This is a genomic window from Martelella mediterranea DSM 17316 (assembly GCF_002043005.1).
In the GTDB taxonomy this organism is placed as follows: Bacteria; Pseudomonadota; Alphaproteobacteria; order Rhizobiales; family Rhizobiaceae; genus Martelella; species Martelella mediterranea.
Window position 1 is genome coordinate 3,827,322 of the sequence record NZ_CP020330.1, and the last position, 23,286, is coordinate 3,850,607.

The 23,286-nt window shown below is 63.4% G+C and carries 27 protein-coding genes; 5 read left to right on the top strand and 22 right to left on the bottom strand.

Annotated features, from left to right (window positions below):
- Window positions 1–31: 31 nt before the first annotated feature.
- The 22 genes from Mame_RS17770 to Mame_RS17875 form a co-directional block, all read right to left on the bottom strand.
- Window positions 32–1,411, bottom strand: a complete 1,380-nt coding sequence (locus Mame_RS17770; protein WP_018066596.1) for a sensor histidine kinase — start codon at window positions 1,409–1,411, stop codon at window positions 32–34.
- Window positions 1,408–2,070, bottom strand: a complete 663-nt coding sequence (locus Mame_RS17775) for a response regulator transcription factor (protein WP_018066597.1) — start codon at window positions 2,068–2,070, stop codon at window positions 1,408–1,410. The genes Mame_RS17770 and Mame_RS17775 overlap by 4 nt, the downstream gene beginning before the upstream one ends.
- A gap of 39 nt (window positions 2,071–2,109) precedes the next feature.
- Entirely contained in the window at window positions 2,110–2,352 is a 243-nt protein-coding gene (locus Mame_RS17780) for a hypothetical protein (RefSeq protein ID WP_018066598.1), read from the bottom strand.
- Window positions 2,353–2,533: 181 nt separating this feature from the next.
- Complete coding sequence (locus Mame_RS17785; protein WP_018066599.1) at window positions 2,534–2,740, bottom strand: hypothetical protein; 207 nt, start codon at window positions 2,738–2,740, stop codon at window positions 2,534–2,536.
- Window positions 2,741–2,756: 16 nt separating this feature from the next.
- Window positions 2,757–6,596 carry a baseplate multidomain protein megatron gene (locus Mame_RS17790; RefSeq protein WP_018066600.1) on the bottom strand — a complete coding sequence of 1,280 codons (3,840 nt, stop codon included), beginning with the start codon at window positions 6,594–6,596 and terminating at the stop codon, window positions 2,757–2,759.
- A 9-nt stretch (window positions 6,597–6,605) separates the two neighbouring features.
- Window positions 6,606–7,043, bottom strand: coding sequence for an NlpC/P60 family protein (locus Mame_RS17795; RefSeq protein WP_018066601.1), 438 nt, complete (start codon window positions 7,041–7,043; stop codon window positions 6,606–6,608).
- Window positions 7,040–7,930, bottom strand: coding sequence for a DUF2163 domain-containing protein (locus Mame_RS17800; RefSeq protein ID WP_018066602.1), 891 nt, complete (start codon window positions 7,928–7,930; stop codon window positions 7,040–7,042). The genes Mame_RS17795 and Mame_RS17800 overlap by 4 nt, the downstream gene beginning before the upstream one ends.
- Window positions 7,927–8,556 carry a DUF2460 domain-containing protein gene (locus tag Mame_RS17805; RefSeq protein WP_018066603.1) on the bottom strand — a complete coding sequence of 210 codons (630 nt, stop codon included), beginning with the start codon at window positions 8,554–8,556 and terminating at the stop codon, window positions 7,927–7,929. The genes Mame_RS17800 and Mame_RS17805 overlap by 4 nt, the downstream gene beginning before the upstream one ends.
- Window positions 8,557–8,565: 9 nt before the next feature.
- Window positions 8,566–9,144 (bottom strand): phage tail tape measure protein, encoded by a 579-nt coding sequence (locus Mame_RS17810; protein ID WP_018066604.1) that lies wholly within the window; start codon window positions 9,142–9,144, stop codon window positions 8,566–8,568.
- Window positions 9,145–9,153: 9 nt separating this feature from the next.
- Entirely contained in the window at window positions 9,154–9,342 is a 189-nt protein-coding gene (locus Mame_RS17815; protein WP_079920912.1) for a rcc01693 family protein, read from the bottom strand.
- Window positions 9,343–9,368: 26 nt separating this feature from the next.
- Window positions 9,369–9,725: a gene transfer agent family protein gene (locus tag Mame_RS17820; RefSeq protein WP_018066606.1), complete on the bottom strand. Its 357-nt coding sequence runs from the start codon at window positions 9,723–9,725 to the stop codon at window positions 9,369–9,371.
- Entirely contained in the window at window positions 9,722–10,132 is a 411-nt protein-coding gene (locus Mame_RS17825; protein WP_018066607.1) for a phage major tail protein, TP901-1 family, read from the bottom strand. The genes Mame_RS17820 and Mame_RS17825 overlap by 4 nt, the downstream gene beginning before the upstream one ends.
- Window positions 10,133–10,166: 34 nt before the next feature.
- Window positions 10,167–10,574, bottom strand: coding sequence for a DUF3168 domain-containing protein (locus tag Mame_RS17830; protein ID WP_018066608.1), 408 nt, complete (start codon window positions 10,572–10,574; stop codon window positions 10,167–10,169).
- Entirely contained in the window at window positions 10,571–10,900 is a 330-nt protein-coding gene (locus tag Mame_RS17835) for a phage head closure protein (protein WP_018066609.1), read from the bottom strand. The genes Mame_RS17830 and Mame_RS17835 overlap by 4 nt, the downstream gene beginning before the upstream one ends.
- Complete coding sequence (locus tag Mame_RS17840; RefSeq protein ID WP_018066610.1) at window positions 10,900–11,466, bottom strand: head-tail connector protein; 567 nt, start codon at window positions 11,464–11,466, stop codon at window positions 10,900–10,902. The genes Mame_RS17835 and Mame_RS17840 overlap by 1 nt, the downstream gene beginning before the upstream one ends.
- Window positions 11,467–11,609: 143 nt before the next feature.
- Entirely contained in the window at window positions 11,610–12,833 is a 1,224-nt protein-coding gene (locus tag Mame_RS17845; RefSeq protein WP_018066611.1) for a phage major capsid protein, read from the bottom strand.
- Window positions 12,834–12,915: 82 nt separating this feature from the next.
- Window positions 12,916–13,602 carry an HK97 family phage prohead protease gene (locus Mame_RS17850; protein WP_018066612.1) on the bottom strand — a complete coding sequence of 229 codons (687 nt, stop codon included), beginning with the start codon at window positions 13,600–13,602 and terminating at the stop codon, window positions 12,916–12,918.
- A 28-nt stretch (window positions 13,603–13,630) separates the two neighbouring features.
- A complete protein-coding gene (locus Mame_RS17855; RefSeq protein ID WP_018066613.1) occupies window positions 13,631–14,791 on the bottom strand; it encodes a phage portal protein in 1,161 nt (386 codons plus the stop codon).
- 240 nt (window positions 14,792–15,031) lie between these two features.
- Window positions 15,032–15,349: a Dabb family protein gene (locus Mame_RS17860; RefSeq protein ID WP_018066614.1), complete on the bottom strand. Its 318-nt coding sequence runs from the start codon at window positions 15,347–15,349 to the stop codon at window positions 15,032–15,034.
- Between the two features lie 59 nt (window positions 15,350–15,408).
- Window positions 15,409–16,734, bottom strand: coding sequence for a DNA-packaging protein (locus Mame_RS17865; protein WP_079920913.1), 1,326 nt, complete (start codon window positions 16,732–16,734; stop codon window positions 15,409–15,411).
- Window positions 16,646–17,128 (bottom strand): hypothetical protein, encoded by a 483-nt coding sequence (locus Mame_RS17870; RefSeq protein ID WP_018066616.1) that lies wholly within the window; start codon window positions 17,126–17,128, stop codon window positions 16,646–16,648. The genes Mame_RS17865 and Mame_RS17870 overlap by 89 nt, the downstream gene beginning before the upstream one ends.
- Window positions 17,129–17,449: 321 nt before the next feature.
- Window positions 17,450–17,923, bottom strand: a complete 474-nt coding sequence (locus tag Mame_RS17875; protein ID WP_018066617.1) for a YcgN family cysteine cluster protein — start codon at window positions 17,921–17,923, stop codon at window positions 17,450–17,452.
- Window positions 17,924–18,151: 228 nt separating this feature from the next.
- Here Mame_RS17875 and Mame_RS17880 point away from each other — a divergent pair, with 228 nt between their 5' ends.
- From Mame_RS17880 to Mame_RS17900, 5 genes are all read left to right on the top strand, one after another.
- The gene (locus tag Mame_RS17880; protein WP_026173795.1) at window positions 18,152–19,501 is read left to right on the top strand and encodes a substrate-binding protein; all 1,350 of its coding nucleotides are present in this window, start codon (window positions 18,152–18,154) and stop codon (window positions 19,499–19,501) included.
- A 76-nt stretch (window positions 19,502–19,577) separates the two neighbouring features.
- Window positions 19,578–20,594, top strand: coding sequence for a branched-chain amino acid ABC transporter permease (locus Mame_RS17885; protein ID WP_018066619.1), 1,017 nt, complete (start codon window positions 19,578–19,580; stop codon window positions 20,592–20,594).
- Between the two features lie 6 nt (window positions 20,595–20,600).
- A complete protein-coding gene (locus tag Mame_RS17890; protein ID WP_018066620.1) occupies window positions 20,601–21,749 on the top strand; it encodes a branched-chain amino acid ABC transporter permease in 1,149 nt (382 codons plus the stop codon).
- Window positions 21,750–21,753: 4 nt separating this feature from the next.
- Window positions 21,754–22,521, top strand: coding sequence for an ABC transporter ATP-binding protein (locus Mame_RS17895; RefSeq protein WP_018066621.1), 768 nt, complete (start codon window positions 21,754–21,756; stop codon window positions 22,519–22,521).
- Complete coding sequence (locus Mame_RS17900) at window positions 22,518–23,282, top strand: ABC transporter ATP-binding protein (protein ID WP_018066622.1); 765 nt, start codon at window positions 22,518–22,520, stop codon at window positions 23,280–23,282. Before Mame_RS17895 ends, Mame_RS17900 begins: the two co-directional genes overlap by 4 nt.
- The last annotated feature ends 4 nt before the right edge of the window (window positions 23,283–23,286 follow it).

Below are 23,286 nucleotides of genomic sequence, written 5' to 3' on the forward strand. Positions count from 1 at the left end.
GGCCATAATTCGCATGCGGGGTCGCGATCAACTATTTCCTGCTTTTGGCCGGAAGAACAACGCGCGCGTGCAATCCTGAATCCTCAAGGCCGGTCAGTTCGAAACGACCGCCATAGGCCTGCACGATGTCATCGACGATCGACAGACCAAGGCCGGAACCCGCCCCGCTCTCATCCAGCCTGTTGCCGCGCTTCATTGCCCTTCGGATTTCATCGGGCGTCAGGCCCGGCCCGTCATCCTTCACGATGATCTCGGCCCACTCTCCAGCCACGCCGGCATCCGCCCGCCGTTGCGCGCTTACATGAACTTCGCTCTCGGCGAATCGAGCGGCATTTTCCAGCAGGTTGCCGACAACCTCCTCAAGGTCGTGCTGCTCGGTTGCCAGAAGAAGACCTGGCTCGCATGTCAGCACGAAGGATTTCTCCGGGTTCAGCCGCCGCATCACCCGCACGAGCCGTTCAAGCACCGGCTCCGCCTCACACCGCGTCAGGACCGATTCGGTCTGGGCAGCGATGCGCGCCCGGTTCAGATAGGCCTGAACCTGGGCCTGCATCATCACCACTTGCGAAGCGATGAGCTTTCCTTCCTTCTCGGCCATACCCTGGGCCTCGTTCAAAAGCACTGCAATCGGCGTCTTAAGCGAGTGCGCGAGATTGCCGACCTGCATCCGCGCCCGCTCGACGATTGCCCTGTTGTTTGCCAACAAGGCATTGATTTCATCGGCAAGCGGTTGAATTTCCACCGGAAACTGCCCGCGCATTTCCCCCTCGCCCTCCTCGGAAATATGGCGCAAGGCCACACGCGCACGGTCGAGCGGGCGCAGCGCCCACAAGATGATGAGGCCATTGAGGAGAATGCTCGCAATGCCAAAAAGGGCGAGCGCTATGTAGAGCCGCTGCGAAAACCACCGCACGTCATTGTCCACCGCATCGCGATTGCCCGACACCCGGATCCGGGTTGCCCGGTCCTTCTCGTCCATCACAACAACGGTTTCAATAACCGCCAGATCATTGTTGTTATCGTCGCGCACGATATAGGTGCGGCGATAATTGCCATCATAGGGAACTTCGCTCTCCGGGGTCACCGGCAGGTCTTGCGCGCCGAGAGAGGGCGATTGCAGCGACTGCTTCGACTTGTCGTAGAGGGGATCGACAACCCAGTACCAGCCGGTCTGGGGTTGCTGATAGTTCAGATTGCCAAGCTGCGGAGAACCCTTCAGTTCGCCCTGATCGTCAATCGATACCGAGTTGATGACATTGAACATTTCGGCTTGCAGAAGCTGCCGGAAGCCGCGCTCCGCAGCATTGCGATAGAGCGCTGAAATCACGACCGCGATCACAAGAAGCGCGATCGCAAACCATGCGGTCGTCAGCGCCAGCGAACGCAGCGTGAGGGAATTCGCAAACCTCATCCCGGCGCCTGCATGCGATAGCCGAGGCCGCGCACCGTCTCGATCCAGTCAGCCCCGATTTTCTTCCGAAGTCTGCCAACAAAAACCTCGATCGTGTTGGAATCCCGATCGAAATCCTGATCGTAAAGATGTTCGGTCAGCTCCGTCCGCGAGACCACCTCCCCCTGGTGATGCATCAGATACGACAGCAACCGGTATTCGTGCGAGGTCAGCCTCAGTATCTCGCCGTCGAGCGTGGCCTTGGAGGCCTTGACGTCAAGTTCGATCGGGCCGCAGGTGATCGTCGCTGCTGCATGCCCGGCGGCGCGACGGATCAGCGCCCTGATGCGGGCCATCACCTCTTCGATGTGAAACGGCTTGGTGACGTAATCATCGGCGCCGGCATCGATCCCGGCCACCTTGTCGCTCCAGCGGTCGCGCGCCGTCAGGATCAGAACCGGCATGTTGCGCCCGGCCTGCCGCCATTTGTCGAGCACGGTCACGCCATCCATCTGGGGCAGACCGATATCGAGTATGACCGCGTCATAAGGTTCGGTCTCGCCCAAAAAATGGCCTTCCTCACCGTCATAGGCGCAGTCGACTACATAGTCTGAGTCCCGCAACATCTGGGCGAGTTGGCGGTTCAAGTTCTCGTCATCTTCGATCAGCAGAATTCGCATTTCAGTTGTCCGCTCTTGCAGGCGCCGGCCCGAGAAAAATCAGCTAGCCGGAACGCGGCGGGTGATCTTGCGCGGCGGGGTGCCGTCGCTTGCCGGAACGATCACCGTTACCAGACACATATTCGGATCGTCCGGCGCAGGCAGAGCGGAAAGCAGATCGCCACCCGTGCTGGCCGCGACCTGGCGTGCCGCGTTGGCACAACTGGCTGCACCGGCCGTTCCACTGTTTCCGCCCAGCAACATGCCGGTCAGCACCAGAATATATATAGGTTTCAACGACATCAAATCTTCTTCTTCGCCATCCTGCGCACCATTCGCAAGTTCTTATAAAGATACGTGGCTGAACTCCAAATGAATAGCCCCGTCGAAACGCTTGCAATCTTAATTTCAGTAAAATCGAAAATGGTGTCCTGGCCGGAGCCCGAGGCTCCGACCAGTTCTTCATGATGGCGACGATTTCGGCCTAGCGGCTCAGGGACGACTTCGCCGAAATCCGTCCGAACAACGCGAGCAGCCCGCCTGCCGCCCCGGCGATCGTAGTGATCGAAGCCGCCAGTTCGTTCTGCGTACCGTCATCGATGTAGATTCCGCCCAATTGCAGCAACGGCGCGGCGACCGCCAGCAGAGCGCCCCAAACGGTCTTGGAGAGATACCATTTCTTCACGTCCATAGCATTTTCCTTTCTGTCAGTAGGGAAGGTTTATTTCTTCCGTCAGCGGGACGCCGAGCGGGACCTTGCGGCCGAGCTGGCAAAGCCTGACCGTCATCGCGCCGGCCAGCGTCCCGAAGTCGTCCGCCTGGTCGCTCGCCGCGTACAGAAATTCCGGAACGCCCATCTCGATACGCCGCACCATTGTCGCGCCGTCGAACAGCTCGAGCCGGTAGCGTTCGACATCCTCGTCGAGCGGTATCTCCGCTGCCGCCCAGTCATCCGCGTCGAGCCGCGACCGTCTGATCCAACTGAAATGAATGTCCCCGGACGTCAGCCGGCGCGCGCGCAGATGAACCGGCGCAAGCGGCGTCTCCGCCCGCAATCCGCCGGCGAAGAGGTAGGGTCCCTTAGGATCCTGCTGCCCATAGGCCGCCTCGATCACATAATTGCGCGCAAGTCCGATGTGCCGTGCGCTCAGGCCGACAGGGATCACCGCATCGCCCAGAACAACCGCGTCATTGCCGGCCAAGGCCCCGACCATCATGGCATCCTCGGTCCCGTGAAGCCCCCGCAGCAGGCCGGCGAGCCGCCAGCGCCCCGCTGCTATCTCGACAGCGTTGAGAAAACCGATAATCTCGAAAACGCCGTTACCGGCGCGAACCGCGATCCGGTTGGCGCCGCTCAACACAGCGTCTTTCGAAGTCGAGGAAAGGCCGCCGAAATCGAGGTCGACGACCAGATCCTCGGAGAAGTCAAACCGGCCGCTCACGCCAGGCGACAGATCCTCGGCCAGACGCGCGGTCCCTGCCGGCCGCTCGATCACCACATTGGCTCCATAACCTTCCGTGGTGGCGGACGAGGAAACGAAGATGCGGCGCCATGGCCTCGCATACGCCGCGATACGAGCAAAGCTCTCCGCCGCGCCGCCGCCGTCCCGGGCGAGATCCAGAAAGACCACCCGCGGCGCAAATCCGTCTGACGCATCCTCGTGAACCCGCCCCCGGTCCACCGGCAAAAACCGCGCGCCCGCCAGCGGCGCAAAGGAGCGCGCCTCGATCTTCAGGGTCTCGCCAAGCTCGGCGCGCGTGACCATGAACCGACCGGCCGGCCCGTCACTGACACGCACGACATCGCCCACTTCCAGACCGCGCGCCTGCGGAGACAGATCGATCGAGAGCGTGCGCACCGCAATCCGGTTCTCCCGCAGCATATCGCCCGCCAGCGCCAGCGCCGTGGTTTCCGGCAGAACCGTGGGCAGCGCATAGCGCAACACCCGATCATTGACCGCGACAACGCGGCTGGAACGCACATTCGCCTGCTCGTAATCGGTGAAAGGGTCGAAATAGGAAACCACCGCCTCGCCGGCGAGATCGCTCTCGTGGCTGCGCGTTTCCCTGAAGCGACCGGCCTCCTCGCGCTCCGCCGTCACGTCGATCGTCGCAGGCGACAGGCTCGCCTTGAGCCGGGAGCGGAACTGCAACACGCCGCCACGTTCGATCGTATCGGCGGAATACAGCGAAAGCAGCGGCTCGAGCAGATTGCGGGCGCTGTCGATATCGGCCTGCTGATAGCCCGTCAGATCGCCGTTCAAAAGCCGCACGTCACAATCGTGGAAACCGTGGTCGGCCAAAAGCGCGCGCACCGTATCGGCAAGCGTCGTCGCACCCAGCCGGCCGTTCAGCCAGTGGCCGGTCGTCCAGTTGGCGCCGTCCGTCCACAGATCGGAATTTTGCGGGAAGGCGGGATATGGCCTGATATCCCAGCACCAGAGGAAAATATGCCCGTAATCAACGGGCGTCTCCACGGTTTCGAACCGGGAAAGCTGCGTCTCCAGAAACCTGCGCTGCTCGGCATCCGAGCGCTGACCGCTCGAAAAATACGGAAACGCCGATTCCGCCGATTTCGGATCGGCAAACACATTCGGCTGGCCGGCACCCTTGTCGACAGCTGCACACCCAAGTTCGGAAAACCATACCGGCTTGGACATCGGCATCCAGGCCGTCGGAGTCGGCGATTCCGCCCCGCCGACGCGGTTATAGTGCGGGTTCGCCCACCAGTTCTGGATATCCTTGTACCGATAGACCCAGGGCTTGCCCGCCAAACCATCGGTGATCGGCGTACGAATACGCGCCGCCCGATCCGCGTCGCTCGCATAATACCAGTCATATCCCTCGCCGCCGGCAACCTGCCTCCGGAAGCCCTCCGGATCGTTCGCGACCTTGAAGCCATCCGGGTTTTCAGCGCCCAGATCGCTGTCGCGCCAGTCCGAAATCGGCATATAATTGTCGATGCTGACCGCCGCGATATTGTGGTTCGCCCACAGGGGATCGAGATTGAAATAGACATCGCCGCTGCCATCGGCGGGATGGTAGCCGAAATATTCGCTCCAGTCGGCGGCATAAGTCACCCGCGCCCCCAGGCCCAGGACAGCGCGCACTTCGGCCGCAAGTGCGATCAGCCCTTCCACGAATGGAAAGGCATCGCTCCCGTCACGCACGGAGGTCAGTCCCCTCATCTCAGAGCCGATAATGAACCCATCCACGCCCCCCGCGGCCCGTGCCAGATGCGCGTAATGCAGAATGAACCGGCGATAGCCCTTGTCATCGCCGGTAAAATTCACCCCGCCGCCGAAGGTGTTGAACTGATGGTTTTCCGCCGTGCCCAGAAACGCCTCCACCTGGGCGCGGGCCGCGGCGCTGCGGTCGGTGGTGCCGGGCCGGCCCGGCGCCGGATGGCAGCTTATGCGCCCGCGCCAGGGGTAGCGCGGCTGCTCGGAGCCGCCATGCGGGTCCGGCAGACCGTTGCCCGCCGGCACGTCCATCATCAAAAACGGATAGAGATAGACCTCGATACCGCGCGCCTTCAGATCGGCGATCGCCGCGATCAGCCCTTCATCATTGGGCGTGCCGCCATAGGCCGGACCGCCATCATGCGTGGAGACGATATGAGCCTGGCTGCGCCCAATGCCCGACACCCGCCACGGCGTGCTCTCTTCCTTGCGGAACGGCGTTTCCACGCCCGGCTCGATCCGGCATTCCCCTGCCCTCAGGTCAGAGCCGAACCACGCCACCACCAGCGCCACCCGCTCCAGATTGGGGCACAACGCCATCAACTCGTCGATCGAGGCTTCCCAGTCGGTCGCCCGCGTCAACGTGTTTCGGTTCATGATCCGCTGCTGGCCGCTACCCAGCGCCTCGGTCACGGGAAACGGGCAAAGCCCATGCTCCGTCGCCCCCGGAATGATCGCGAGCGCCCGGATCTGGCTTTCCAGCGACCCCGTCGGTTTCAGCACCTCGAACTGGATCACCGGTATCCGGTTGCCGAACGTGTCCAGCGGCAGGCGCTCGAACACGACATAACAAAGGCCCCGATAGGCCGGGGCATTGCCGGCCCCCTGCTTGGCCTCGATCAGCGGATCGGGCAACTGGCTATCCGAGCCGGGGTAAAACCGCATTTCGATATTGGCGAGATCGAGTTCACGACCGTCCACCCACACGCGCCGGATCGCCGCCACCGGCCCCTCGCAGAGGCCATAGGCAAAGTTCCCGAAATAGGCGAAGCTCTCGACCGTCGATCCTGCGGCCTTGCCGCCGGTGCGCTCCTCGGTGACTTCCTCTTCGAACCGCGTTGCCCAGATCAGCGTTCCGCCGATGCGCGAGGTGCCGTAAACCCTGGGTATCGCAGCACCTTCCTCCGCGCCGCCAATACGCGCGCTTGAAAGATGGCTACCCTTTACCTTTTGCCCGCCGGAAAAGATAAGGCCGTCCAGCGCGTTGCCGGCGAGCGCGCCGAGCGCCCGGCCGGCAACCGCACCAAACGGGCCGAGCAGCCCGCCGAATACGGCGCCGGCCGCCTGAAACACGAGTGTTGCCATGCTGAAACCTCAATCTCGATCGGGAAAGCGGAAAACGCCCGCAACCTTGCGCCGCCACGCGGGAACAAGGGCGGAGCGGATCACGCCCGCCTGTTCATAGGCATGAATGAAATGATCGGGACCGCACAAAATGCCGGCATGCTTGGCCGAAAACTGCGCCCGCCAGCGAAACAGAAGAATATCGCCCGGCTGCATCGCGCCCATCGCGACCGCCGGTCCGCAATAGCGAAGCGCCGCGTCAAGCAGCCGCTCCTCGCTGCCACGCTCTGCCCAATCAGCGGCATAGGGCGTTGCCGGCTCGGGCGCGGAACCGTAGAGCTCCCGCCAGACGCCGCGTATCAGCCCGAGGCAATCGCATCCTAGCCCGCACTCGCTCGCCTGGTGGCGATAGGGCGTCCCGAGCCATTTTTCGGCCATTGCCACGGCCGCGTCGCCAAGCGCCGTCATTTGTAGAGCGCCCGGCCGTCATGCTCGCTCTCGCCATTCACATAGGAATAGGCAAAATCCGGGCCCGGAACATGCGGAAAGCCGCGAAAATTGAGATGATTGCCAAACTTCGCCTTGCAGGTGGAAAACGCCTTGTCGCAGCCCGCCGTCAGCCGCACCGTATCGCCGATCGCCGGCGTCGCCTCCAGCGGAAGCCAGAGCTCCAGCCGCATCGACCCGCCCGCACCATGATTGGTCTCGATATCCGCTTTCGTGCCGGAAAGCGCACCGCTCTCGAACGAAAGAACGCCAAACGAAAAGAAACCCGCGGCGAATTCTCCGCCGACCGATACCGTCAGTTGCGCATCGCTATCGACCGCGACGACGGTCCCGGTCGCCGTGAACCCCGGCGTGGCGAGGTTAAATCCACATTTTCCGTCCCCGAGCGCGGCATCGCAACGGCGCGAGAAACTGCGCCCCTGCGGCTGGGACAAGCGGTGCGTCACAGACCGCAACTCCGCCGTAAATCCGCCGCCCTCACGAGTCACTTCGCCGATTTCGTGCACATACATCCGCTGGTGTTGCGACGGGTTGCGCCAGTTAACCAGATAGGCCTCCACCCGCGCCCCGTCATACTGCCCGGCAGCAAGCGCTTCCTCGGTGATCGCCTTACTGGAAAATCCGCCTGCGACCTCGCTGGTACTGGCCGCAAGCCCTTCCTCCGTCTCGAGGTTCGTCGCCGCAAACCCGCTCGCCGCCAGAAAGGTTGTGGATGCGAAGTGAAGGTCATGGTCATGTTCGGTAAAGCCCATGACCGCGCCGTCCTTCAGCACCACCCGCCAGCAGGAACACACCGTGGTCGCATCTTCGGAAAGGTGGGCCAGAAGGCCCGCTTCGATCTCCCTCATGGCTTGACCTCCACCAGCGGCACCGATGGCACGCTGCCCGCATTGAATGCCTTCATATTGATGTCGATGCGGTCGATATCGAAGCGCACCGGCACATCGAATTCGTATCCGGCGAAAATCGCGGCACCGTTAGCCGGTGGGCTCGCAAACGTCACAACCCCGCTCGCCGCATCGACGGAAAATCCGGATGCGGCAACGCCATCGACAGCGACCTTCACGCTGTCGACCACCGGCTTCCGGATCGTCCTGGTCCAGGACGCCGCGCCATCGCCATAGGTCTTGATCAGTTGAAAGCCCGTCGTCGCGCCGTCCCCGGTCGCAATCCACTGATCGCCGGCTGCCGGCTCGGCAAGCGGACCGCAGGATTTGAAATCGACCGGATCGCGAAACCGGAACCCGTAAAGCTGGCCGCCGCGCGCCTCGAAAAACGCCATCAACTCATAAAGATCGGCCACCGAACGTACTGCCGAGCCCGCGTCGTACGACCGACGCGAATCCCGCCATCGCTGATTGCGCGATTCGTGGCCGTTGGAGAGGTTGACAATATCGGTGCGCCGCGCCGGCCCACCGCTTACCGAGAGTGACAGGCGCAGCGGAAACCGCACCTCATGAAAACTCGCGCTCATGACCGCTCCTCAGATATTGCGCTGGCCGGAGCGCACCGCCCGCGCCAGCATCGCCGAGACCTGCCCCTCGCTCTTGCGGAAGCTCTCCGCATCGGGCGTCGAGACGTTGAAAACAATCCGCGCGCCACCGCCGCCGCCCGCGGCTACCCCGAGCGAGCCATCGGCCCCGCGCTTCAGCGGCAGGATCGCCTCGCTGCCGGCCTCGCCCATCAGCCCCAGGCCGCCATTCATTCCGAAATAGGTCGGCGTCGAAACGATGCCGCCGGCGGCAAAGGGCGTAATCCTGCCCGGCACCCCGCCCTTGGCGTGAGCCACGGCCTCCACCAGCCCGCCTGTCAGTGAGCCGATCTGGCTTGCGATCACGCCTTCCAACGGCTTCAGCGCCGCGTTGAGCGCCAGATCGTTCAGCCGACGCCCGAGGTCCCCCAGCACAGTCTGCAGCCCCTTGCCGCCAAGCGTTGCGTCCTTCAGCGCCGTGGTAAGCGCGCCCGCAAACCGGTCGGATTGCGTTTCCAGATCGAGCAGCACGTCGTAGAGCGCGCTGGCGCTCTCGCGCGCGCCATCGATACTCGTCTCTTCAATGTCCATGAAACGTCCTCATCTGTCGGGAAAGCGGGTCATCAGATCGTCGAGGGCCGCCCGCGTCGGAAAGCCCTCGGCCGGCGCGAACGCGCCCGCCATCGCCGCGAACTCCATCGGCGACAGCGCCCAGAACGTCGCCGGAGGAAGCCGCAGCGTGCAGAGCCCGGTATGGATCGCCGCCCGCCAGGGGAACGGTTCGGCGATGGGAGGTTGGGGCTCTGCCGCTGCGGCTAGGAAGGGTCCGTCTCTTTCGAGGCCTCCCCTCCCGTAAACGTCACCGTCAGCAGTTCGCCGACAAGGCTTGCATAGGCCGCGACGCCGCCTTCCATACTCATGGCGGCCACCTCTTCGTCATCGATCGCATTGCCACCGCCGCGCAGTCCGGCGCCGATGATCGCGATCAGATCGCGCGCCTTCAGCCCGCCCGACGAAAGCCGGCTGCCGAGGTCGGCCAGACCGGCGGCAGCAAACGCGGTTTCCAGCTCCGCGAGCGCCCCGAGCGTCAGGCAGAGAATCCGCCGCTCACCATCGAACACCGCCTCCACCTCGCCGCGATGGCGGTTCGCCCTTCCGCCGCCGCGGCTCATACCGCCGCTCCGAAGCTCACGGCGCCGCCCGATTCCAGCGCAATCTCGAACTGGACCTCGCCATTGTGCTGGCCGTTATATTCGAGCGCGGAGATCTGGAACGGCCCGGCAACGATACCGAACCCCGGGATCACGATCTGCGCCTCCACCAGCGCGGCGGAGAAAAACGCGGCACGCAGCGTCTCATCGGATGCCTGGTCCTTGAAGATTCCCGAAGCCGTCATCGACGCCCGCTGAACGCCGGCGCCGGCCAGCAGCTCGCGCCACCGCCCGGCGCTTTCGGAATCGGTGATGTCCACCGTCTCGGCGTTGAACGCCAGCCGCCGCGACCTCAGGCCGGCGACGGTTTCATAGGTGCTGCCATTATGCAGCTTCAAAAGCAGGTCCTTGCCTTTCTGGGCAGTCATGGAACTCTCCGTTGTGTGTCTGGAAATCAGCGGCTCACGCCGGTTCGGTCACCGCGCGAAAGCGCATTTCGGCGAGGAAATAGCCGGTCCGCGTCACCCGCTTCACCCTGGTCGAACGATGCGCAAGATTGACGAGCGTCGCACCGGAGAGCGACAGCGCCTGATCATCGAGCGACGCCCTCACCCGCGCCTCGATCTGCTGCAATGCCTTGCGCCCATGCGCCTCTGACCAGATCTCGATCGTCAGCGCATGCTCGAAAAGTTTGCCGTCCACCGTTGAAACATCGGTGGTGACGCATTCTCCGAAGACGATGGCGGGCAGTCGCGGCCTGCTCAGCAACCGGTCGAAGATCGCATCCGCGCCGATCAGTCCCGTCAACTCGCCATCGCCAGAAAGCGCCGCATGGATTGCCGCTAGAAGCGCGTTTTCCGGCGAACTCATGGCTCGATCTCCTCGCATCGGCAGACAAGGTATCGTCCGGTCTCATCGGGATCGCGCCAGCCATTGATCCTGAACACCCGACCGCCGCGCGTGAGCCGCATCCCCGGCGCCAGATCCGACCGCATCCGCATCCAGACCTCATGGGTCAGGCGAACGACCTCGCCATTGGCTTCCTCATCGAAGGCAATCGAGACCGGCTCGACCCGCGCCCAGAGCTTTGCGACCTCCGACCAGTTCTCCGCCGCACCGCCCTGCCCATCCGAGGTGAACGTGGGGGCCATCAGATCGAGACGGGCCGAAAACGCCCCCGGATCAAACGTACGCATCAAAGCCTCCATGCCTTGAGCGGCGCAATCAGCCGGTCATAGCCGTCCGGCGTTCCGGCCGGCTGCTGATCGGGCCCGATCGCGCCCCGGAACACGAACATGTGCGCCACATGGCGCAGCATCGCTTGCCTCGCGACCTCCGGCACGTCCGCCGCTGCGCCAAAACCCGATGTAAATTCCACCTCGATGCCGTTGACGCCGGCCCGCCATCCGCCCATGCCGGGCAGGTAGAACCGCGCCGGCCGCGCCCGGCCATCAAGCCGTCCGCCGTCGAGTGCAACAACCGTCGCCTCACCATCGCCTTCATAGGCGGTCACCGCATCGACGCTCTGCACCGGCCCATGCGCCAGTGAAATCATGCCGCTGGCCGGCCAGGCGTCGCGGTAGAGCCGCCAGGTCTGCGTTACCAGCGCCAGACCGCTCACGCTTTCCAGATATTCCCGTGCGGCCACGATCAGCGCCGCTACAAAATCATCTTCCTCGCTGCCATCGAGGCGCATGAACGCCTTGGCCTCGCTGAGGCTCACCGGCTCTTCCGCCGGCGGCGTTATCAGGGCATAGCTCATCGTCAAATTTCCTCCGGCAACGAAAAAGCCCCGACGCAAGCGCCGGGGCTGTCCTGTCTCAACTCTCCGTCTTCCTCCGGGTCATCCTCGGGCTTGACCCGAGGATCCAGGCCAGACGACAGACCCGTCAGAAGCTACCAGCCTCACGCCTCGCCGAACTTGATCAGCTTGATCGCCTCGAAATTCTGCACCCCGCCGCCAACGCGCTTGGTGGTGTAGAACAGCACATAGGGCTTGGCTGAATAGGGGTCGCGCAACACCCGAACCCCGGTGCGATCGACCACCAGATAGCCGGCGGCGAAATCGCCAAAGGCAATCGCCGTCTCGTCGGTCGCGATATCCGGCATGTCCTCGGCCTCGGTCACCGGGAAGCCCATGAGCGAGGCCGACTGGCCGAGGCCGGCCGGCGGCTGCCACAGATAATTGCCGTCATCATCCTTGAACTTGCGGATCATGCCCTGCGTCTTACGGTTCATCACGAAATGGGCATTCTGACGGTGCGCCGCCTTCAGCGAATAGATCGTCTCGATCAGCGTGTCGGAAGGATCGGCCGCCTTGAACGCACCATCCGCGCCGGTGGCGACATAGCCAATCTTGCCCCATTCCCAGGCGCTGTCAGCCACATTGGTGTAGCTCAGAAAACCCTTCGGCATGGTCGCCGTATTGCCGTTGATGAAGGCCGCACTCTCCTGTTCGGCAAAGGCGATGTCGATCTCGCTGGCGATCCAGCTCTCGACGTCCACTGCCGCATCATCCAGCAGCGAGGCACTCGCCGCCGGCATCGCGTATAGCTCCATCGTAGGGAAGGACAGCTCGGAAATATCCGGCGTCGCCGTCTGGTCGCGGTCGGCGATCTCACCCACCCAGCCGGCGGTAAAGCCCGAGGCGATGAACGGCTTCTTCAGCACCGCACCCGAAACCTGGCGAACCGTCGCCAGTTGACGGATCGGCGAAACCGCCGTCAGCCGGCGGCCGATTTCGGTATCGGTTTCATCCGGCACCAGATAGCCGCCATCGCTTTCGGTCGTCGAAATCGCCTTGGCCTCAAGGGCGCGCAGCCCCTGCTCGTCGCCACGACGGATATAGTTCTCGAATGCCGCCTTGTGTTCGCTCGCCGCAAGAGCGTTCGAACGGCCTAGCGAAGGGCGCGCCTTCTTCAGCTGCATCTCGTCGATCAGCCGCGACTGGGCGTCCATGGCGCGGTTGATGCGGTCGACCTTCTCGCGTGTCACCGCATCCTCGCCCATCTTGCTCTCGATTTCGCCGAGCCGGCGGTCATTGGCTTCCTTGAAGGCCTCGAAGCTCGACATGAAGTCTTCGAACGCCTGGTTGATCGGCGCGCTCTTGATCTCCGGCGCAACCTTCATCTGAGACATGGTCACAATCCTGTCCTCTCGCAATTGTCATTGGAATGCGGACGTCGCATGTGGCAACCGACCGCAAGTGATGTCAGGGCGTCATCATCCGGCTCGCCCGCCGCAGCAGGCCGAGAAGCCGGTCGTCATCCGCCCCGTCTGCGCCATTGGCCGCATCCTGCCTGCCAACAAGCGCGTCATAGCCGCCGGCCAGAAACCGGCGCGCCGCCTTTCGGGAGAGGCCGGCATCCCGCGTCAGCCATCGCTCGAATTCTCTGATTGTCGGAAAGATATCGCCCGCCTGCTTCACATTCGCGATCCGCGCGGAAGGCAGCATCGGAAAGGTGACGATCGATATCTCCCACAGATCAGCCTCCAGCACCCGGCGGACACCGGATTTCGCATCCGTCCGCGCCCTTACCGTCTGGAAGCCGATCGAAAGTCCGTCGAGCCCGCCCGCCTTCATCAGCGCGTGCACCTCGCGGGCGCGCGCCACATCGGCCGAAAGCACGCCCTCGACATAAAGCCCGCGCCCGTCCTCGCGGATCTTCGTCCACGTCCCGATGGGCTCGCAGGGATCGTGCTGGAACAGCATCCGCACGCCGCCCGCGCCGCGCTTTTGCAGCGAGCGGGAAAACGCGCCGCGCTCGATCATGTCCTTGCCGAGGTCGATCTCGCCGAACAGGCTCGCATAGCCAGAAAACGAACCGTCGCCCGCAAGGTCGGTCAGCGACAGGTCGGCATATTTCAGTTCATCGGCCAGCATGGTGTTCTCGCCCATATCCACTCCTTGAAATTCGCCGGTCTTTTCAGTAGCCGACAGCCTCGCGCTTCTCCTCGTCAGAGAGAAAATCGGCGCCGGACACCCGGGTCCACAGCGCATCGCGCTCCGCCGAAAGGGCGGAGACCTGGTCGAGATCGACCTCCAACTTCAGCCCCGCGCCATAGATCGGCGCAAGCCAGCTCGTCAGCGCCGCGGCGGTGCGCGCAATCAGCGGCAGAACCGTCAGCCGGTAGAAGGCGCGGTTCGCTTCCTGGTAGTTGGAATAGGTGTTGTCGCCGGGAATGCCGAGCATCATCGGCGGCACGCCAATGGCCAGCGCGATGTCCCGCGCCGCGCCGTTGCGGGCCTCGGTGAAGTCCATGTCGCGCGGCGTCAGCCCCATCGCCTTCCAGTCAAGCCCGCCTTCGAGCAGCAGCGGCCGGCCGGCGCGCATCGGCCCGGCATAGCCTTCCTCCAGCTCCTGCTTCAGCCGGTCATACTGCTCCTCGGTCAAGTTCCCGCCATCCTTCGGCTGATAGACCAGCGCGCCGGAAGGCCGCGCGGAATTGTCGAGCAGCGCCTTGTTCCAGACCGACGAGGCATTATGCAGATCAAGCGCCATCTGCGCCGCGGCAAGCGGCGAGAGCCCCGAATGATCGTCGAGCGGGTGGAACAGCCGCATATGCAGCACCGTCAGCCCGTCGCCCTCGGCCGCAAACCGGCTCACATGCGCGCCGATCCGGTATTCATAAGCCTCCGGCCACCCGTCCCGCCCCTCGATGATCCGCACCCGGTCAGGCCGCAACAGATGCAACTCCCGCAGCGTCTCTCCCACCAGGATCGGCTCCACATAAGCATTGCCGGAAAGCAGCAGATGCCCGAACAGCGCCTCGAAGAAATCCGAACCGCTCATGCGCCCATTCGGCCGCTTCAGCAGCGCCAACAGCGGATGGTCGGACACCAGCGCGCCCTCATCGAAAAGCTGCCAGGGCATCGCGGCCGCCGCCTCGGCAATCAGCCGCACCGCACGGTGCGCCACCGGGTTCTTCATGAACCCCTCGCGCGACAGCGCGGCATAGGACCGCCCCGTCCACCGCGCCTCCCCGCTCATCGAAAGCGCCGAAAGCATCACCGGCGCTGCCTTTTTCTCGGACGCGGAAACCACGCCCGCCGGACGCCGCCCCGGCAGATGAAAGGGCATCTTCATGCCACACCTCTCTGTTCTCAAAACAAAAAAAGCCCCGGAAAACCGGAGCTTTGAAAAACTACAAAAGCGGCAAGGCCGCGAGCTATCCACGCGCCGACTATCGCACCGGCACCACCGCAAAGCCCCCCAATCTTCTCGCCCCGGCGGGGAGAGATGCCCCGAAAGGGGCAGTGAGGGGGGAGCCTATCCCTACGAAAAACCTACCGGAACACTTCACGACGGCGCCCCAGCTACGATCCCTCAACCAACGTAACGCGATGTCTTCACCGCCTTGTCGGTATCGTAATCCGCCGCCATCCGCATCTCGCGCAATGGCCGCACCGTCGCCGTCGACTTCTGATAGATCGGATGGGCCCGATAGGCCGCCAGCGCCGCCTCGTCCTCGAACTCGCCATAGACGACGAAATCGACCTGTTCGTCATAGAGGTCGCTGCGGGTGTTGCGCCCGATTTCCAGCACACTCGCATGCGGGTTTTCGGTCAGCATCGAAAGCCCGGTCTCAACCGCATCCGCGTCCCCGCCTTCGGGAACCGAGAAGAAAACGATATGTCGTATCATGCCAGACCTCTGCGCTGTTCGGGCTTCGGCTAGCACGGGCAATTGCGGCGCGCAAGTCGCTATACGCCGCGTACGCGCGGCATCCCGTCGCCCTCCAGAAGCAGCGCCGTCAGCGCCCAGACCAGCGCATCCAGCCGGTCGGGAGACCGGCCCGCCGAAAGCCCGTCCGGCCCGAAATCGCACATCTGGTCCACGAGCCTCGCAAAATGCCCGGCATGGCGCACCCGGCCCTGTTCGTAGAGGGCCGCCACCGGCTCGGCACGCAGAAACTTGCCGCGTTTGGCGCGCACCGTCGAAACCGGCAGCCGTTCATCCACGCTGCGCAGCATCGCCGTCACCATATCGCCGCCCTGGTTGATTTCGGCCACCACCCGGTCGGCATCGAAGCGCCGATAGGCCTCCACCACCGCGCGGGCCCATTGCGCCGGCGAACCACCCTCGACAGAACAATCGGCCAGCACCAGCGCGCCACCATTTTCCATCCCGCCCGCAACCACAATGCCGCAAACCGAATTGCGCCCCGAGCCCACCGGCGGATCGACCGCCACGACAATCCGTCCGGTCGCCATCGCCCGGCGGGCGACGATCGCGTCGAGATCGGAGCGTCGCCACAGCGCATCCTCGCGATCCTCGATCAGTTCGCCGTCAAGCTCCTGTCGTCCAAGCCGCGTTCCGCCATAACGGCTGGAAAGCGCCTTGATAAAGCCCGGCGCCAGATTGGCGCGGTTGTCCGCGGTCGAGATCCGGGTCAGCACGGTGTCGTCTTCCGCCATCAGCCGCTTCAACAGCGGCACCGCGCGCGGCGTCGTCGTCACCATCTGCCGCGGCAGGCGCCCGAGCCTCAGGCCGAATTGCAGCATATCCCAGCATTCCTGCCCATAGCGCCATTTCGCCAGTTCGTCGCACCAGGCAAAGTGAAATTGCGGCCCGCGCAGCGCCTCCGGATCCTCGGAGGAAAACAGATAGGCCACCGCCCCGTTCGGCCACACCAGCCGTCGGCGCGAAATCTCGAAATCCGGTTTCATCCGCCGGGCTATCCGGCAGATCCCGGAAACCCCGTCGATCATCACCTCGCGGGCATCGCCAAGCGTCTCCGCCACCAGCGCGATCCGCAATTCGCTCTTCTCGCCATCGGCAATCGCCAGATCGTGCACCCACTCCGCCCCGGCCCGGGTCTTGCCGGAGCCGCGCCCGCCCATCAGCAGCCATGTCCGCCAGTCTCGCGCCGGCGGCAATTGCTCCGGCCGCGCCAAAAACCGCCACTCCTTGGCAAGAAAGGCGGCGTATTGAAACGGATCAGACGGCGCGCTCGCGTTCGGCAAGCTTTCGTTCCGCCAGTTCCTCGGCCCGTTTTTCGATGAGGTCGAGGAAATGGGCTTTGGCATTGTCGTAATCCCTGAAATTCAGTTGGCGCTCTTCCTCGTCCTTGCGGCTGGCCGCCAGCCGCCGCTGCAGCTCGTCGGCCTTTTCCAGCGTGCGGATGATCAGCGCGATCGCATCGGTCGCCGCCTTCACCTCGGCACGCGCATCGCCGTCATCGACTTGGCTACCCCGCTTCACCGCCCGCATGCGCAGCCGCTTGAAGAAGGCAAACTGCGCGCGCATCTCCGCCGTCAGGTCGTTCAAAAGCAGCCGCATGTCATCATCGCCGCCGCCGCGCCGCGTCTTCGGTTCGATGAAATGGTAGCCCGCCTCCGTTCGCCCGGCCCCGCCTTCGTAACGCGGATTGCGCGGCCACAGCCCGAACAGCGAGATATCGAATGACTCATGGTCAGCCACAATGAAGCTCCTTCCGGCGCGCCTTGGGAGACCCGCCGTTCGACCATAAAAAAAGCCCGGTCGAGACCGGGCGGCAACAATTCCTGATGGAGCCGTCACCGGCTCGCAGAAGATCAAAAAGATAGAGTGGTTCCGCCGATACGAGGAAAAGCGGAACCGCTCCAGTCTGAGTGACGGCTGAGTCCGGCGGGAAAGGCGAAGCGGGTTCAAACCCGCAAATTCCCGACCGTAGACAGAAGCTACCAAAGCACCGTTACGCCGTCAAGGATTATTTTCCTATAATAGGTATTTTTTCTTATCTTGTAATACCGGAGGAAGGTCTCATCCCGTCTTCTCGCCCGTCAGCACCGGCCATTCGATCAGGTAGTCCTCGTAATCCTCAACCGCCACCTTCATCTCGCTGATGGTCTTGTCGCGGGCCGAAATCCCGGCCTGATGCACCGTCTCGCGGTCTCCGGAAACCAGATAATGCCACCAGTAGAGATCGCGGCCCTCATGAACCAGCCGATAGGCGCAGGTCGGCGGCAGCCAGGGGATTTCCCGCACGCCCTCCATATCGAGCTGAATGCACTCCGGCACCGTCTTCTGCCGGTGCTCGTAATCCGAACACTGGCAGCTATGTCCGTCCAGCAGGCGACAGGCGACCGAGGTGAAGGCCACCTCTCCCGTCTCCCAGTCTTCCAGCTTGTTGAGACAGCAAAGCCCGCAACCATCGCAAAGGGCTTCCCATTCGCGATTGTCCATCTCCTCGAGCCGCTTCACCCGCCAGAAAGGTTCGTCCGCCTTGTCAGCCATTATTCTTCCTTTTCGCCGAACCGCCTATATGCGCGCATCGCGGTCGCGCTTCAACCCGCATCACGTCGGACATTAGGTAAGTAACTACTGACTTAAACAAAGGTCTTATCACTATCGGTCAATTGCGACAATTTGCCCGCTTGCTAGCATCACCCCATGCGCTCCGGAGGATGAGCGCTTCTGCGCTGAGGAGAGCGCAGCCCTTTTCACGACTTGGGAGGAGTCTGAATGTCTCGCTTTATCATGAACCGGCGCAGCCTGCTGAGAGCGGGCGCGGCCGCCGGCATCACGCTCGCCGCACCCATGCATTTCGTCCGCGGCGCATACGCCCAGGACCAGATGTCCTGCAACATGCCCACCGGCAGCAATGTCGTGCTCGGCTTCAACGTGCCCCAGACCGGTCCTTACGCCGATGAAGGCCTCGACGAGTTGAAGGCCCTCCAGCTCGCCGCCAAGCATCTGAACGGCGAAGGCGATGGCGGCATGCTCGCCACCTTCTCCTCGAAGACGCTCAAGGGCAACGGCATTCTCGGCAAGAAGGTCGACTATGTCACCGGCGACACCCAGACCAAATCCGATGCCGCCCGCGACGGCGCCAAGCGCATGATCGAGAAGGATGGCGCGGTGATGATCACCGGCGGCTCATCCTCCGGCGTGGCCGTCGCCGTGCAGAGCCTCTGCCAGGACATGGGCGTCATCTTCATGGCCGGCCTGACGCATTCCAACGACACCACCGGCAAGGACAAGCGCCGCTACGGCTTCCGCCACTTCTTCAACGCCTATCAGTCCGGCGAGGCGCTCGGCCCCGTGCTTGCCGCCGAATACGGCGCGGACCGCCGCGCCTATCACCTGACCGCCGACTACACCTGGGGCTGGACCCAGGAGGAATCGATGAAGAACGCCACCGAGGCGCTCGGCTGGGAAACCGTCCAGACGGTCAAGACCCCTGTCGGCGCGGGCGACTTTTCGCAGTACATCACCCCGGTTCTGAATTCCGGCGCGGATGTGCTGATCCTCAACCACTACGGCGGCGACATGGTCAATTCGCTGACCCAGGCCGTCCAGTTCGGCCTCAAGGACAAGCAGGTCAACGGCAAGAATTTCGAGATCGTCGTTCCGCTGTTCTCCGACCTGATGGCCAAGGGCGCGGGCGCCGCCGCGCAGAATATCCTCGGCTCTGCCAACTGGCTGTGGTCACTGGAAGATGACGGCACCAAGGCCTTCGTCCAATCCTTCGGCGCCGAATATGGCTTCCCGCCGTCGCAGGCGGCCCAGACCTGCTACGTCCAGGCCCTGCTCTACGCCGATGCCGTCGAGCGCGCCGGCACCTTCTTCGCACCGGAAGTCATCAAGGCGCTGGAAGGCTTCGAGTTCGATGGTCTCGGCAACGGCCCGACGCTCTACCGCGCCGCCGACCACCAGTGCATGAAGGACTGCCTCGTCGTGCGCGGCAACCCCGATCCGCAGAACGAATACGATCTGCTGAAGGTGGTCCAGATCGTCCCGCGTTCGCAGGTCGACTACGACCCGTCGATCTTCGGCGGCGAGCTCGGCCCCGATACGGCCAAGCAGTGCTGATCTCGGCCAGATGAACAACGGACCGGGCGCCAGATTTGCGCCCGGTCCCGCGCATCTCAACAGCGGATAGCGGGTAATGGACGCCATCATCATTCAAATTCTGAACGGTCTGGACAAGGGCGCGGCCTATTCGCTGATCGCGCTTGGCCTCACCCTGGTTTTCGGCACGCTCGGCGTGGTCAATTTCGCCCATGGGGCGCTGTTCATGCTCGGCGCGTTCTGCGCCGTTGCCTTCAACGCGCTGATTTCCTGGCCGATCCAGCCGCCCAAGGAAGAGGGCGCGCTGTTCGCGCCCCGCGCCATCCCCTATATGGAATACGCCTTCGGCGATGTCGGGGCCGCGATCATCAACTGGTCGGTGCCCTTGTCGATCCTGCTTGCGATCCCGGTCATGCTGCTGATCGGACTCGCGATGGAACGCGGCCTGATCCGGTTTTTCTACAAGCGTCCCCATGCCGACCAGATCCTGGTCACCTTCGGCCTCGCCATCGTGCTCCAGGAAATCATCAAGAAAATTTTCGGTGCCAACCCGATCCCGCAATCCGCACCGTCGATGTTTGCCGGCACGGCCAATATCGGCGCATGGATCGGCATGCCGGATGCCTTCATCGTCTATCCCTGGTGGCGGCTGATCTACTTCGTCACCGCGCTCGCCATCATCGGCGCCGTGTTCGCCTTCCTGCAATTCACCACCTATGGCATGGTGGTCCGCGCCGGCATGCGCGACCGCGAAACCGTCGGCCTGCTCGGCATCGATATCGAGAAGCGCTTCACCGTCGTCTTCGGCATCGCCGCCGTGGTCGCGGGCCTTGCGGGCGTGATGTACACGCCGATCCTGCCGCCGAATTATCACCTCGGCATGGATTTCCTGGTGCTCAGCTTCGTCGTCGTGGTCGTCGGCGGCATGGGCTCGCTGCCGGGCGCGATCATTGCCGGCTTCACCCTCGGCATCCTGCAGTCCTTCGCCTCGATGAACGAGGTGAAAGCCATCATCCCCGGCATCGACCAGGTGATCATCTATCTCGTCGCCGTCATCATTCTCTTGACCATGCCGCGCGGGCTCATGGGCCGCCGCGGCGTGATGGAGGAATAGCACCGCATGTTCGCCAATCTTTCCCGCAACGACTGGCTGCTGTTTGCCATCTTCTCGGCCATCGTGCTCGCCGCGCCCATCCTGTTCATGCCCTTGGGCGCCGCCTATCCGGCGCTCCTGCAGAAATTCGCGATCTTCGGCATTTTCGCCATCGGCTTCAACATCCTGTTCGGGCTGACGGGCTATCTTTCCTTCGGTCACGCCGCCTTTCTCGGCGTCGGCTCCTATGCCGCCGTCTGGTCGTTCAAGCTTCTGACGATGAACGCGATCCCCGCGATCATCTTCGCGATGATCTGTTCCGGCCTGTTCGCCGCCGTCATCGGCTATGTCACACTCCGCCGCTCGGGCATCTATTTCTCGATCCTGACACTCGCTTTCGCCCAGATGAGCTACAACCTCGCCTATTCGGTGCTGACCCCGATCACAAACGGCGAGACCGGCCTGCAGCTTTCGCACAATGATCCGCGCATTCTCGACCGGATGTTCTTCGAAGCCGGCGCCGGCCTGCCCTCGCCCGATTTCTTCGGCATCCAGCTCCAGGGCTATGGCGGCTTCTATTTCTGCGCCATCGCCCTTTTGATCTGCTTCTACCTCACCATCCGCATCTTCCGCTCGCCCTTCGGCATGATGCTGAAGGCGGTGAAATCGAACCAGAACCGGATGATGTATACCGGCTTCAACACCAGGCCTTATCTGCGCTCCGCCTTCATCATCTCCGGCATGTTCGCCGGTCTCGCCGGTGCGCTGATGGCCGTCACCGATCCGCTGGCGGGTGCCGAACGCATGCAATGGACGGCATCGGGCGAGGTCGTGCTGATGACCATTCTCGGCGGCGTCGGCACGCTGGTCGGCCCGGTCATCGGCGCGGTTGTCATCAAATATTTCGAAAACATCTTCTCGTCCTTCAACGAGCAGGCCCTGCACCAGACCTTCTCCTTCCTGCCGGACGCGCTCGAGACCCCGGTGGTCAAGCTCCTGTCGCTGTTTGTCGGCGACGGCTGGCACCTGACGCTCGGCCTGATCTTCATGGCGATCGTGATCTTCCTGCCCGGCGGCATCATGGAAGGCGTCAAACGTGTCCGCGCCCGCTTTGGCGGCGGCGGCACCGGCAAGGCGGAGGAACAATCCGTCGCCGAAGTCCAGCCCGCGGAGTAGCACCATGGCCGACAGAAACATCGTCCTTCACGTCGACGACGTCCACAAGAGCTTCGGCGGGCTGCGCGCGCTCTCCGATGTCAATCTCGAGGTCGAAAGCGGCAAGGTCCACGCCATTATCGGCCCCAATGGCGCCGGCAAGTCCACCCTGCTCAATGTCTGCATCGGCCGGCTGAAGCCGACCCACGGCAAGGTCGTCTTCGATGGCCAGACGCTGACCAGCCACGCGCCCCACGAGATCAACCAGATGGGCGTCTCGCGCGTGTTCCAGACGCCGGAAATCTTCCCCGACCTGACGCTGATCGAAAACGTCATGATCCCAGCCTTCGCCCGCCGCGACGGCGCGTTCAAGCTGAATGCCATCCGCGCCCTTGCCGGCGAACGGGAAGTACGCGAGGAGGCCGAGTTCATCCTCAAGGATATCGGGCTTTCCGCGCGCCGCCATCACGAGGCGGGCTCGCTGTCGCGCGGCGACAAGCGCCGGCTGGAGCTTGCCATGTGCCTGATCCAGAAACCCAAACTCCTGCTTCTCGACGAGCCCACCGCCGGCATGGCCCGTCACGACACCAACCGCACCATCGAACTGCTTCAGCGCATCAAGGCCCGCGGCATGACCAAAGTTATCATCGAGCATGACATGCATGTCGTGTTCTCGCTTGCCGACAGGATCTCGGTGCTTGCGCAGGGCCGCATCATCGCCGAAGGTTCTCCCGATGAGGTGCGCGGCAACCCGAAGGTCAAGGAAGCCTATCTTGGCGAGGCCGAGGCATGAACATGCACAGCAACAATGTCCGCGAGGAGCAAAACCGGATGGCCACCGAAAAGGGCGATGCATTCTTCAGCGTCCGCGACATTCACGCCTGGTACGGCGAAAGCTACATCGTTCAGGGCGTTTCCTTCGATATCGCCAAGGGCGAAGTGCTCTCCCTCCTCGGCCGCAACGGCGCCGGCAAAACCAGCACGCTGCGCACCCTCGCCCGTCTCGACAATCCGGCCCTGAAAAGCGGCGAAATCTGGCTGAACGGCGAACCGCTCCACAGCAAGCGCGCCTTCCAGGCCGCAAAGATGGGCGTCCAACTCGTGCCGGAGGATCGCCGGATCATCGGCGGGCTGACGGTCGAGGAAAACCTCGTTCTCGCCCAGGTCTCGGGCGAAAAGGGCTGGACCCTCGAAAAGATCTACGACCACTTCCCGCGCCTTGCCGAGCGCCGCAAGCAGGACGCCGTCACCATGTCCGGCGGCGAACAGCAGATGCTGGCGGTCGCCCGCGCGCTCGCCCGCGACATCAAGATCCTGTTCCTCGATGAACCCTATGAGGGCCTCGCCCCGGTGATCGTTCACGAGATCGAAAGCATCGTCCGCCAGATCCGCGACCTCGGCATCACCACCATCATCGTCGAACAGAACGCGGTGGCGGCCCTCCGCCTCTCCGACAAGGCGGTGATCATGGACACCGGCCAGATCGTCTTCTCCGGCACCGCGGCCGAAGTGCTCGACAACGCCGAACTGCGCGAGGAATATCTGGCGATCTAGGGAG

Excerpts from the sequence above, each read along its gene's own strand:
- Mame_RS17770 (WP_018066596.1), bottom strand. The coding sequence starts at position 1,411 with ATGAGGTTTGCGAATTCCCTCACGCTGCGTTCGCTGGCGCTGACGACC.
- Mame_RS17775 (WP_018066597.1), bottom strand. The coding sequence starts at position 2,070 with ATGCGAATTCTGCTGATCGAAGATGACGAGAACTTGAACCGCCAACTC.
- Mame_RS17780 (WP_018066598.1), bottom strand. The coding sequence starts at position 2,352 with ATGTCGTTGAAACCTATATATATTCTGGTGCTGACCGGCATGTTGCTG.
- Mame_RS17785 (WP_018066599.1), bottom strand. The coding sequence starts at position 2,740 with ATGGACGTGAAGAAATGGTATCTCTCCAAGACCGTTTGGGGCGCTCTG.
- Mame_RS17790 (WP_018066600.1), bottom strand. The coding sequence starts at position 6,596 with ATGGCAACACTCGTGTTTCAGGCGGCCGGCGCCGTATTCGGCGGGCTG.
- Mame_RS17795 (WP_018066601.1), bottom strand. The coding sequence starts at position 7,043 with ATGACGGCGCTTGGCGACGCGGCCGTGGCAATGGCCGAAAAATGGCTC.
- Mame_RS17800 (WP_018066602.1), bottom strand. The coding sequence starts at position 7,930 with ATGAGGGAGATCGAAGCGGGCCTTCTGGCCCACCTTTCCGAAGATGCG.
- Mame_RS17805 (WP_018066603.1), bottom strand. The coding sequence starts at position 8,556 with ATGAGCGCGAGTTTTCATGAGGTGCGGTTTCCGCTGCGCCTGTCACTC.
- Mame_RS17810 (WP_018066604.1), bottom strand. The coding sequence starts at position 9,144 with ATGGACATTGAAGAGACGAGTATCGATGGCGCGCGCGAGAGCGCCAGC.
- Mame_RS17820 (WP_018066606.1), bottom strand. The coding sequence starts at position 9,725 with ATGAGCCGCGGCGGCGGAAGGGCGAACCGCCATCGCGGCGAGGTGGAG.
- Mame_RS17825 (WP_018066607.1), bottom strand. The coding sequence starts at position 10,132 with ATGACTGCCCAGAAAGGCAAGGACCTGCTTTTGAAGCTGCATAATGGC.
- Mame_RS17830 (WP_018066608.1), bottom strand. The coding sequence starts at position 10,574 with ATGAGTTCGCCGGAAAACGCGCTTCTAGCGGCAATCCATGCGGCGCTT.
- Mame_RS17835 (WP_018066609.1), bottom strand. The coding sequence starts at position 10,900 with ATGCGTACGTTTGATCCGGGGGCGTTTTCGGCCCGTCTCGATCTGATG.
- Mame_RS17840 (WP_018066610.1), bottom strand. The coding sequence starts at position 11,466 with ATGAGCTATGCCCTGATAACGCCGCCGGCGGAAGAGCCGGTGAGCCTC.
- Mame_RS17845 (WP_018066611.1), bottom strand. The coding sequence starts at position 12,833 with ATGAAGGTTGCGCCGGAGATCAAGAGCGCGCCGATCAACCAGGCGTTC.
- Mame_RS17850 (WP_018066612.1), bottom strand. The coding sequence starts at position 13,602 with ATGGGCGAGAACACCATGCTGGCCGATGAACTGAAATATGCCGACCTG.
- Mame_RS17855 (WP_018066613.1), bottom strand. The coding sequence starts at position 14,791 with ATGAAGATGCCCTTTCATCTGCCGGGGCGGCGTCCGGCGGGCGTGGTT.
- Mame_RS17860 (WP_018066614.1), bottom strand. The coding sequence starts at position 15,349 with ATGATACGACATATCGTTTTCTTCTCGGTTCCCGAAGGCGGGGACGCG.
- Mame_RS17865 (WP_079920913.1), bottom strand. The coding sequence starts at position 16,734 with ATGCCAAAGCCCATTTCCTCGACCTCATCGAAAAACGGGCCGAGGAAC.
- Mame_RS17875 (WP_018066617.1), bottom strand. The coding sequence starts at position 17,923 with ATGGCTGACAAGGCGGACGAACCTTTCTGGCGGGTGAAGCGGCTCGAG.
- Mame_RS17880 (WP_026173795.1), top strand. The coding sequence starts at position 18,152 with ATGTCTCGCTTTATCATGAACCGGCGCAGCCTGCTGAGAGCGGGCGCG.
- Mame_RS17885 (WP_018066619.1), top strand. The coding sequence starts at position 19,578 with ATGGACGCCATCATCATTCAAATTCTGAACGGTCTGGACAAGGGCGCG.
- Mame_RS17890 (WP_018066620.1), top strand. The coding sequence starts at position 20,601 with ATGTTCGCCAATCTTTCCCGCAACGACTGGCTGCTGTTTGCCATCTTC.
- Mame_RS17895 (WP_018066621.1), top strand. The coding sequence starts at position 21,754 with ATGGCCGACAGAAACATCGTCCTTCACGTCGACGACGTCCACAAGAGC.
- Mame_RS17900 (WP_018066622.1), top strand. The coding sequence starts at position 22,518 with ATGAACATGCACAGCAACAATGTCCGCGAGGAGCAAAACCGGATGGCC.